Raw genomic sequence first — 10,460 nt, forward strand, 5'->3', positions numbered from 1 at the left:
TTTTATATTTCAGATTAAGTTTTTATTCTATTAATACAGATTAAAAAAATCCAAACATCATTATTTAAATACCCATTAATAAACAATTTATTCATATTGGCTATTTAATAAATAATTGACTTTTTCGTAAAAACTTAATTTTAAAATGTCTTAGTATTTATTTGGTAAACACTCGTTCACCGGAGTGCGTGGATAATATTAATTATACTCCAATAAGTTGTCAAACAAGCGAAAAATGCATAATTATGTTTTTTGAATAGGTTTCAAATTATTATTTTCAATTGATTTCATGCGGTTACACAAACAATGGTCAAACCAACTAATACCCTGCGCATTTTTTTAGATTAAAAAACTAGAAATCATGCAAAAATAGAGTTAATACAGTTGAAAGCGCTTAAATTAATATCTATACATAATTTGTCGCTAAATTTAACACACTAGATGAGTAGGAAGGGAAAGTGTTACTAACAACTACGAGGTGTAATAAAAACACCAATTAGTTAGATATTATTAACACTTAAATTAATATTTATTATTTTTTACTCCATAGCTATAGTTGCTCTAAATAATACCTGACTCAATTCATAAGAATATTCTGATGCATTCTATTTGTAATATTAAATTTATGCGTTCTATATAATTGCTGCGTACTCATTTCCTATCCGATTCTAAAAGATAATAGCGCTCAACAAAGAAACACTTTCTCAATCAGAACATCACGATAATAAAGAGGAGAGGTAAGAAAGCCTCATCCTCGTTGGTATCGTGAAATCCTAAAAGAAAGGAGTAGAAGAAAGAATAACATGATAAACAAGCAAATAGCGCTTCCCTTGAGCGCTATTTGCCTTACAAAAAATCACTTAAATTTGAGTTGCTTCACAGCCTCATCAATATCAATTTCATCTTCTGAAAATGTTAAAGCGGTTCCATGTAATGTGCTAATTTCTAACTTTTTCAAGGAGCGCATTTGGTCCGGTTTATCTGATTTAGGTTTAATACTATTCATCAAGGCACCAATTGATAACACTGTATTTTCTTTATCAATACGTGTATCAGCAGGCACTTCCACCGAATAAACTCGATAAGATTTTATGGATGTAATCTTAATGCGCTCACCTGCAATATAAATATATTTGCTTTCAGGTATGACTTTGACCGCAAATGCAGACAACCCTTTATTATTTGTCGTCGGTTCGAAAGTAACTACGGCATTTTTTTTAATCAACTCAGGGTTGGCAACTTTAACCACATGAAAATAACGGTTATCTCCATTCTCATCTTTGATAAATCCAAAACCTTTATCTTCGAACCATGTTGTGATCGTTCCATTCATCGCCATTACCGCCTAATTAATCTTTTATTGACTCAGTTTTTACAACGCGCAGTATAGAGCACAATGCGTGTGCAGACTACGGCTTTACTTTTAGTCTGAGTGATAAATTTACGCGATGCAAGCGGCAAGTATTCGCCTGCATACTAAAAATTAGTTATTATCAACAGCTATTTTTTGTTGGAAAGGCTAATGACTGAAATCATCGACACCTTTATTGCGCCGCCCTGCCACGGTAAGATAGAAATTATCTATCAGGATGAGCATCTTGCCCTTATTAATAAGCCAAGTGGCTTACTCAGCCTTTCAGGAAAAAACCCACAAAATTTAGATTCAGTCCATCACCGATTAGTACAAATCTTCCCTGAATGTACTCTTGTTCACCGTCTCGATTTTGGTACATCAGGATTGATGGTGATTGCGCGTAATAAAGCAGTGAATGCCGCTCTGAGCCAGCAATTTAGCCAACGAACGGTAATTAAAGTATATCAAGCTCTACTTTGTGGTCACTTAACTGATGATGAGGGTATCATTGATGCTGCAATAGCAAGAGACCCAGCACTGTTTCCTCGCATGTCTCTTTGCAAAATTAATGGCAAACCTGCCCGCTCCCACTATCACGTGATTGAGCGTCTGTATCACCCATTAGATAATGGTACAGTGCTTCCCGTAACCCGAGTTCAATTAGTTCCAGAAACCGGCCGAACTCATCAGCTTCGTATTCATTGCCAACAATTAGGCCACTCTATATTAGGCTGTGACTTATATGGTGGCCAAATACCAGAGCATGCATCTCGGCTCATGTTGCACGCCAGCGAACTGCATTTTGTTCATCCCATTAGCCAAGAAAGAGTTAATACTCGCTGTGCTAGCCCGTTTTAACGCCCAAGCAACCACGGTCTCATTTTATGGCTGGCAAAATAAATTGCCCAGCCCTGTAAATGCACATCGCTAGCAGTACTTCAATTCAAGTTATAACGAGTATTACCACATTAAGTCATCAGGAATTTTGAAATCCGCGTATGGGTCATCTTCATCCAGCTCTTCTTGGCTCAGTGCATTATTTAATACAATGCTATCCGCATCCCTTTGCATGATTTTATCCGCTACACTTGCAGGAATAATCACATACTCATTGTTATCACTATTTTCAATCGCTAAACGAGCAATCGCCAGACGGCCGCTGATCAATTGTGTTTGTGTTATTTTATCTACAACAACTTGCTTGATCACATTGTTATCTGTGAAATTAAAGCTAATATCTCCCTTTGAAATATCAACTTTATTCATTTCAATAAGTTGTTTAACTTGTGCTTTAAACTCTTTGGATTGCACCATTTGTTTATGCTGTTCGCTCAGTTGTTTATCACGCTCAAGCTGCGCTTTTTTATTCTCTTCTACGGCTTCCCTTGCTTCACGCGCTTGAACGCGTGATTTTTTAGCTGTTCTTTGCACTTTTGCCATTTTCTTGCTGGTGACTAATCCTGCTTTTAACATTTGCTCTTGTAAGGTGAGTTTTGCCATCTTCGCCTCTAAATCTATCAGATAATTATGTGATTATACCTGTAGCCGCTGAGACCTGATAGGCTTTGAGCTTCATTGATAGAGAAATTATGTGATGTTATTTAAGAAAATATGCTAACGAGGATAATTCAAAATTCGGCGTGTTTAACTTATTTTATCTAAAATGTGTTTATAAAAAACCATCAATATATTGTGCTTTTTTATAGACACGATTTACTCAGTAACCATAGAGAGTTGATGAGAAAAAATAGAGGTTTTTATCCACATAAAAACCTCTCTACTTCAATAACTACGGAGTGGACATAATAATGGTAGCTGCTGAACTAAACTGGCCTTCTATCAATTCATTTGGAGATAAATTAGGTTTTTTAACTAGCGTGAACATCAGTGTGTCTCTACCATGCCCATTTTCTATTTTTGAATCGAAATGCCCATTCATAGGGGAAACTCTTTGCCCTTGATGATAAATCTCAACACCTAATCCCGGCATAATAGAACCTTGACTACCAATATCTCCAGTTCTAACAAGTAAAGCGTCAGATGAAAAAATCGAAGTTTCTCCACTTATAATCATCTTTATTGGCGCTGTCAGATTATTATCTTCACAACTATAAGTGATTTCTGCGTTACGTTGAAAACGACTTGCACTTCCCACCGTTGAAATGCCCGATGCATTTACTGTTTCAAAATCAACGATGATGATTTGGTTATCATTGATATCACACGTACCCGTTCCAACAACCACATCATTACCCGCATAGAAATTCCATTTAAAATAAGCATGGTCAATATGCTGATTACTATTTACAAATGTCGCATATTTATGGAGATCTAACGTCATCAGCAAATCGCCTTTTCTTACCAAAACAGATGGCGTTGGTTTAACATTTACCTGTAAATATAATTTAATTTGTAAAGGTTCACTTGCTGTGGTTAAACGAAATACTTGAATTTCTTTACCGCTAAATGGTGCTAAATAGTAAGCACCACGCACGACCACTCCTGCTTTTAATTCTGGGTTATTCTTAAATGTGGGACCAAGGTCAGCACCAGTCACATTTAAATAATCAACATAAGCACTAGGGGCTTCATTACGGCAGGTCATAAAATCACTCACATCCGCGAATTCATTTATACGATTAGGTACAGCAAAAATATCATTATCTAGAGGAACATCATAAATACTTTGTGTTCCCCCACCAACTTCTTGTCCTCCATTAGTTTTACACTGGAAAGCAAAAATAGTCGGGGAAAATAATAAGGTTGCGAGAAGTAATATTAATATCTTCATTGTTACTGATACCTTAATCATAAATTAAACTAAAAATAGCGGTTGCAGTAAAATGGCCAAACGCAATACTTTTATTTTTTATTGCATCAGGTTCCCCTTGCACATTCGCATTAAAACTTAAAATATTCGTACCATTCTCTAAATTGTATGCAGGCGTCGTACTATTAATAGGAATTTTTTTACCACTATATTCTAAGATTTCAATTCCGATGCCCGAAGCCATGCTGCCAGAATCTAATGCAAGAAGGCCAGGTAAACGAGTATTTTCGCTTCCTGTAAACTTAACGGTCACCGTTCTAAAGATACTATTATCACAGTCATCTAAATGAATATTAAAATTTTCAAGTGGCGTTTTTTGGTTAATATAGAGGTATTTATTAACAATAGTACCAAAGTCCACAATGATATTTTCATCACCAGGTCTTACTGTACAAGCTTCAGCAACAAGTTGTCCTCGTATCTTAATTTCACCGATTTGACCATTTTTTGCCTGACTCGGTAACGGAAAAAATAACAAACTTAATAGCATCGAGAGTATTATTTTTTTAAATTCATAAAAATTGAAATTTAAGTTATTCATATAAATACCTTCAATGCTATATCAGAAAACCTATTAAGATTATTCATAAGTTATTTGAAAAGAAATAACACTTCGATAAGCTCCAGCCTGTAAATTCTCTGCAATTCTTACGGGAGTTACATAATAAGTTAAAATATTTTGTCCCGTAGAAATAAGCTCAGGTTCACTGTACTCACCAAAAGCAATTTCTTTTCCTTTAGGATTAGTTATCTGTAATCCAAGCCCATTAACACCTTCAACTCTCGCTATGTTCGGCCTAAAAGGAACAACTGGCGTGATAAACCTAATTTTCATACCTGGCTGGGAAATACTCCATGTAACATTACCGGATTTATTGTTTCTCAAAACCGTTGGGGTTTCGATACAATCCAATAACTCGATGTTTATCGGCGTCTTGTGGCCTTGGGCGCCAATTGTTTTTAATGATGCAGTTTCAATATTTCCTAAATCAACGGATTGAAATGCAGAATCCATCGATAAATGGCATGCACTCTCCGTTAATGATCCATAAACGAAAATTTTGCCATTTGCACCTTCAACATTCCAATTGCCTGTTGTGTTATAGATGGCATTATTTGATGCCGCATATATCACAGCTGAATGAAATATGAGAGATAATCCAAAGAGTAAGGAAAAGCTTTTTTGATTAATCATCATTTTCCTCTCTATTTATTTTCAGGAACAACCTGACATGTATTTGCTTGACATTTAAATTGAAGTTTTGGCCGGCCACCATAGTCATTTATATAGGTCAATACCGGATTCGCCCCCACAGTAGAACTTGGAACTCCTAATTTTTCTTCACTAAATGGTGCAACCATAACTGCCTTAAAATTCTGATTTACTGGTGAATCTTTTCGCTCAGCCGCACCAATAATCGTGATATAAAAGGGAGTTGGGTTTTTAATGATATATTGGTCGCCTTGCTTAATAAGCTGTGTTTTTTCTTGCCAAGGGTTATTCAGCATTTCTGTTTCGCTTAGCATGATACTTTTAGGACGATAAAATAATTTAATTTTGCTCTGTAACGCTAATTGCAAAACATTCGGTTTATCACTTTTTGGTGGGATCTCCCTTAAATTAAAGTAATAAACACTTTCTCTATCCTGAGGTAACTGACTAATTTCAGGAAGCGCCTCGATACGGACTTGACTTGATTTTTCGGGTTCAACTCGCTGCACCGGCGGTAATACAGCAAACGGTGAAGTGATTTTTATCCCTTGAATATTTTCAATCCACCCTTGAGCCAAATAAGGTAGCTGGTTATTTTTATTAGTAATAGTAATTGAAACGCTTTTTTGATCGCCATTAAAAATAACTCGGGTTCTATCTAAAGCAATTGCCGAGAATGCGCTTACGCTAACTAAACTGCTTAATAAAATAGTACTGATATATAAATTAGTTAATTTTTTCATAGCAATCACTCATTTACAGATTATTATCTGCTTCATTACGTTTATTTAATAATGGTTTACAAGGAATAAATAATCCTTGGTTAATTGTTTCTAAATTTTCAGGAAAATTAATTTCACATTGTGCTTCACCACCCCAATGAATAATCATGACTTCATTTGGGTTGATACCACTAACATAGGCATATCCATTATCAGTGACTATTCCCGTTTCTTTTCCTTTCAAATTCGTGATCTGAGCGCCAAATGGCGGTGCAGAACCGTCAGACATACGCATTGAAAGCATCATCTTTTCACCAGACAACACATTAAATTTGCGATAGCCAATCGCACCTTCTGTTAGTGTCGCTTGAACAATAGAATCCGTTACCTCGGCATTATTCGGTAATGCATTTAAATCGACTTTAACTTTACTGCGGTAGTAGCTATTTAAATCAGGGACAACCACTTTACCAAATGCATTTGATGCAATAGGGATCCCTCGGTCTGATACGGGAATTTTAGCCACACCATCGGTGTCAATCAGCAAACGAGTTCCGCCAATATTTGAGACTCGATGAGCATCCGCACCATTTAAAGTCATGGTAAATCCGCCTTGTGCCCCTACCCCAAATGATGTGTAATTATTATGAATATAGCTGGCATTCGCAGTTAACTTAGTATTATCACCATAATGGGTAATATAGGTGCTTGCGGTTCCACCTTTGTTGGTCGAACCTGCACTAACTTGATAATTGGTTCTATCTGACAATTTGTCATAATAGGTTGCTCGATTAACAGTATCATCCCGTGTTGCTTGTAATGAATAACCAATATTTGCACCATTTCCCCAAGGCATTGAAGCTGAGATATACAGGCCATCATCATTTGTTTCGTTATATTTATTGCGATAGGCCGATAACGAAATATTAATATTCTTCAGGCTTCCCCAATCTAAGGTTTTTGTCACCATTAAATTGTAGCGATTACTTTCTGGCTTATCCCAATAGGTTTGGTGCGAGTAGTTTAAATAAGCTGTAATTCTCGATTCTCTAAAGTTTTTATTTAAAGAAATCACATACATTTCTTTATTACTACCTTGACGCTCACCTGAATCTTTAGCCGTTAAAAAATCGGTTACAGTCATAAAACTGCGTTCTGAGAATCGGTAACCTGCGAACTGAACTTGGCTATCATAGTCATCAAAACGTTTTGAATAGTTTATTCGATAAGAATTACCTGTAAGTTTTTTATCATTAGGAATATTTGCAATAGAATGCGTAATATCGAAAGATAAGGCACCAAATGCCAATAAGTCACGACCGACACCCACGTTGAATGCATTATAGTCTTGGCTATTTAATGAACCAGCAAGCAATGACCAACCATTAGTGACACCCCACGACATTTCACCACTCGCAAATGTATCTCCATTGACATGATGATCCATATCTGTTGGGCGACCCATCGCTAGTTTATATCGAATACTACCTGGTCGAGTTAAATAAGGGATATTGGCTGTTTCAACCTGATATTCTTGAACCGAACCATCCTGCTCTTCGATTCGAACATCTAGTTTTCCCGTCGTCGCATCACTTAAATTTTGGATACGGAAAGGACCCGCGGCGACTTGTTCTTGATAAATAATTCGCCCTTGCTGGCTAACAATCACCGTCGCATTTGTCGTCGCAACACCTGTTATTTCAGGTGCATACCCACGTAAATTAGGTGGTAACATTAAGATATCAGAACGTAAGCCAATACCTGTAAATCGAAAACTATCGAATAAATCAGTGTTAAAATAGTCCTCACCCAAGGTCAATTTCGCTTTAATACTGGTTAACGCTTTATAGGCGTATAGTCGGCTCCATTGAAAGTCATGCTCATTTTTACTATTCGAGCCAGTTTCTCGTTGAGTACGCCCCTGCCAATCTCCCCTAAAGCGCCATGCACCAAGGTTCACACCTGCGACACCATTTGCTGTCACATTATAGTTGCTATTATTATCATGAGGCTTATTCACTCTTGCGTTTATATTGTAGTCTAAAATAGCCCCTGAAATTCCTTCATCCCACAGAGAAGGCGGATCCCAGTTAGCTGTTCTATATTCAAGGTAGGCTTGAGGTATACTCAGATACAACGTAGAGTCAGATAAATCCCCTCGAGCTTGAAAACCAGGCAAACTGCGTAAATCAAGACACTCATTATTATGCCACCACGTAATTTGCTTCAACGAACTGGCTGTTAATCCTAGCTGCTGGACTTGTTCTGGTGTGATACAAACGAGGCTATCTTCAGGATCGTTTTCTGGCGCATAGAATGAAAACCGTTGCTCAGGTAAAGTTTCTTTATTTACTTGTACTTTGAGGGGATAAATACCAGGCATAATATAGCCTGCACGTGAGAATTGCTTAATATCAATGTTTTTTTTGTCTTCTAAATCAAATAATGCCGTATTAAATTGTATGGTATCGGCAGCATATAACTGAGCGGATAATGATCCAAATGTAATCATTATCGTTGTCGTTATTATATTTATTTTGTGTTGTTTAAAAAACATAAAAAACATCCCTAAAACACCAATATAATTTCTTAGAATTAATAATAATCGACCTTGAACCTTAATAAGGTTTGGTAATTACCCGCTTTAACAGGATGATAATTGGTGACTAATTGCATTTTATATTTCAGGATCATTGTCCCTGGCGTAATTCCTAATGCAGGTAATGGCTTTCCTGGTGTAATGGAATATCCCGATATATCATGCAATGCCAATTGCACTCCTTTTGCTTCACCCGAGAGTGTGAAGAAATCTCCTTCTGATGGACCATCAAAAGTGACTTCGAGTGAATTCCATTCGTTATTATCTTTCGAATATTTTTCCCAACGACAATCAATGAGCTTAATATTGAATTCTTTTATGGGGCCTTTCCCAACTTCACGAATATAGCTTGTTGGAAGTACCCCCATATTAATGGTCTGATCCCTAGACCCAATATCTATTGCGCAGGCAGTATCGACTATTTCGCCATTCATCGTGACTTTACCCCATCCATGAGATGATGCAGCCATTTGTGGCGAAAGAAATAATGTTAGAAGAAATAGGGAAGATACTTTGCTTCGCAAATAGATAAATCCTTTCACTTTAACCTCTGACTTAATTTGGTGATTAATAGAGGAACACAAAGGTATTCCTCTTAAATTAATCAATTAGTTATAAGTTAAGGTAAAGTTAGTTACGCCTTCGAATTTACCTAATGGAATTTTATCAACCGCAACGTTTGCACCTTGTACATAAGCGCTATAACGTAATGTATTATCACCCGCTTGTAATTGATGTTCTTGAGCTGTTGCAACTCCCATATCTAACGCTGCGCCATTAGTATCCGTTAATTGAATACCCACGTTGCCAGCAATAGTTGGGTCTGTTGCATCTAAGCCTGTTACACCGAGTAATTTAGAATTAAAAGCAGCGCTAGAACCAGAGAATGTGATACTCACTTTATCGTTGTACACTTTATCATCTGCATCTTTCGGGAATACACAATCTTCCAATTCAATATTGAATTGCTTCGCGCTAGAAGTACCGCCATTCGCTAAAACAGAGTTAGCGATTTGGCCTAACCATACTGTTTGGTCAATAGAATCTGAACTAATTGAGCAAGGTGCATCGATGATTTCACCTTTAAATGTGACTTTACCATGCCCTTGATCAGCGAGTGCTGGAGATGCAATAGCGGCAGAAACTAGTGCGGCTAAAAATACTTTTTTCATTTGAACCTCATTTATATATAACAACGTGATGATTACCCAACATGATGTAGGGCATAGTTAGAATTTATTATTTTTAAAATAACTATTTGCTGTATAAAGAATTTAAAATAATTTCTGTTTGTCGATTAAAAATATAATGATAGTTATCCTTTTCATCGGATAAACATTCACTATTGTGAATAAATGAATTAGCACTAGGATTTTTTTCATTTATTTTCAATGATACACTTTCAAAAAATGCACTCGGGCTAATTTCTAGATAAAATAAAATTGAAAATAGCATTCCACAGTTAATGCTACATATTCCTCTTTCATAACGAGATATTTGTTGTTGTGATATCTTTAATTTTTTAGCTAGATCACTACCACTAAGCCCTTTCTCTTTTCTAAGATGCGATAATTCCATGCCAATTTGTTCAGTTAGTATTTTCTGAAAGCTATCTATACTGGTCTTTAATTTATTACTTTTCATATCTCACCAATTAAAGCCTTGTGTAATGTGGCAAAACAATCAGAACCGCTCATAAAGTGAACAATTTTATTTTTTGAAATACAAAAAACGCAACAAAA

General features: G+C 36.3%; 11 protein-coding genes. 1 reads left to right on the plus strand and 10 read right to left on the minus strand.

Annotation, left to right across the window (positions count from 1 at the left end):
* Positions 1–856: 856 nt before the first annotated feature.
* The gene (locus PSF28_RS20640) at positions 857–1,333 is read right to left on the minus strand and encodes a cold-shock protein (protein WP_210840400.1); all 477 of its coding nucleotides are present in this window, start codon (positions 1,331–1,333) and stop codon (positions 857–859) included.
* 189 nt (positions 1,334–1,522) lie between these two features.
* On the opposite strand from PSF28_RS20640, the gene PSF28_RS20645 reads away from it, so the two are divergent.
* Positions 1,523–2,212, plus strand: coding sequence for an RluA family pseudouridine synthase (locus PSF28_RS20645; RefSeq protein ID WP_210840401.1), 690 nt, complete (start codon positions 1,523–1,525; stop codon positions 2,210–2,212).
* A gap of 102 nt (positions 2,213–2,314) precedes the next feature.
* On the opposite strand, the gene PSF28_RS20650 is transcribed toward PSF28_RS20645, so the two are convergent.
* From PSF28_RS20650 to PSF28_RS20690, 9 genes are all read right to left on the minus strand, one after another.
* Positions 2,315–2,854, minus strand: a complete 540-nt coding sequence (locus PSF28_RS20650; protein WP_210840402.1) for a DUF2058 domain-containing protein — start codon at positions 2,852–2,854, stop codon at positions 2,315–2,317.
* Positions 2,855–3,143: 289 nt separating this feature from the next.
* The gene (locus PSF28_RS20655; RefSeq protein ID WP_247605493.1) at positions 3,144–4,145 is read right to left on the minus strand and encodes a fimbrial protein; all 1,002 of its coding nucleotides are present in this window, start codon (positions 4,143–4,145) and stop codon (positions 3,144–3,146) included.
* 13 nt (positions 4,146–4,158) lie between these two features.
* Positions 4,159–4,725: a fimbrial protein gene (locus tag PSF28_RS20660; protein ID WP_272685589.1), complete on the minus strand. Its 567-nt coding sequence runs from the start codon at positions 4,723–4,725 to the stop codon at positions 4,159–4,161.
* 39 nt (positions 4,726–4,764) lie between these two features.
* Positions 4,765–5,382: a fimbrial protein gene (locus PSF28_RS20665; protein ID WP_210840315.1), complete on the minus strand. Its 618-nt coding sequence runs from the start codon at positions 5,380–5,382 to the stop codon at positions 4,765–4,767.
* A gap of 8 nt (positions 5,383–5,390) precedes the next feature.
* The gene (locus tag PSF28_RS20670) at positions 5,391–6,140 is read right to left on the minus strand and encodes a fimbria/pilus periplasmic chaperone (protein WP_210840316.1); all 750 of its coding nucleotides are present in this window, start codon (positions 6,138–6,140) and stop codon (positions 5,391–5,393) included.
* Between the two features lie 13 nt (positions 6,141–6,153).
* On the minus strand, positions 6,154–8,685 hold the full coding sequence (locus tag PSF28_RS20675; protein ID WP_210840317.1) for an outer membrane usher protein: 2,532 nt from the start codon (positions 8,683–8,685) through the stop codon (positions 6,154–6,156).
* A 29-nt stretch (positions 8,686–8,714) separates the two neighbouring features.
* A complete protein-coding gene (locus PSF28_RS20680) occupies positions 8,715–9,260 on the minus strand; it encodes a fimbrial protein (protein WP_272685590.1) in 546 nt (181 codons plus the stop codon).
* 66 nt (positions 9,261–9,326) lie between these two features.
* Complete coding sequence (locus tag PSF28_RS20685; protein ID WP_094960889.1) at positions 9,327–9,890, minus strand: fimbrial protein; 564 nt, start codon at positions 9,888–9,890, stop codon at positions 9,327–9,329.
* A gap of 82 nt (positions 9,891–9,972) precedes the next feature.
* The gene (locus tag PSF28_RS20690; RefSeq protein ID WP_004263121.1) at positions 9,973–10,362 is read right to left on the minus strand and encodes a helix-turn-helix domain-containing protein; all 390 of its coding nucleotides are present in this window, start codon (positions 10,360–10,362) and stop codon (positions 9,973–9,975) included.
* Positions 10,363–10,460 lie beyond the last annotated feature (98 nt).

The sequence above is a fragment of the Providencia sp. PROV130 genome (assembly GCF_028482225.1).
Lineage (GTDB): Bacteria > Pseudomonadota > Gammaproteobacteria > Enterobacterales > Enterobacteriaceae > Providencia > Providencia rettgeri.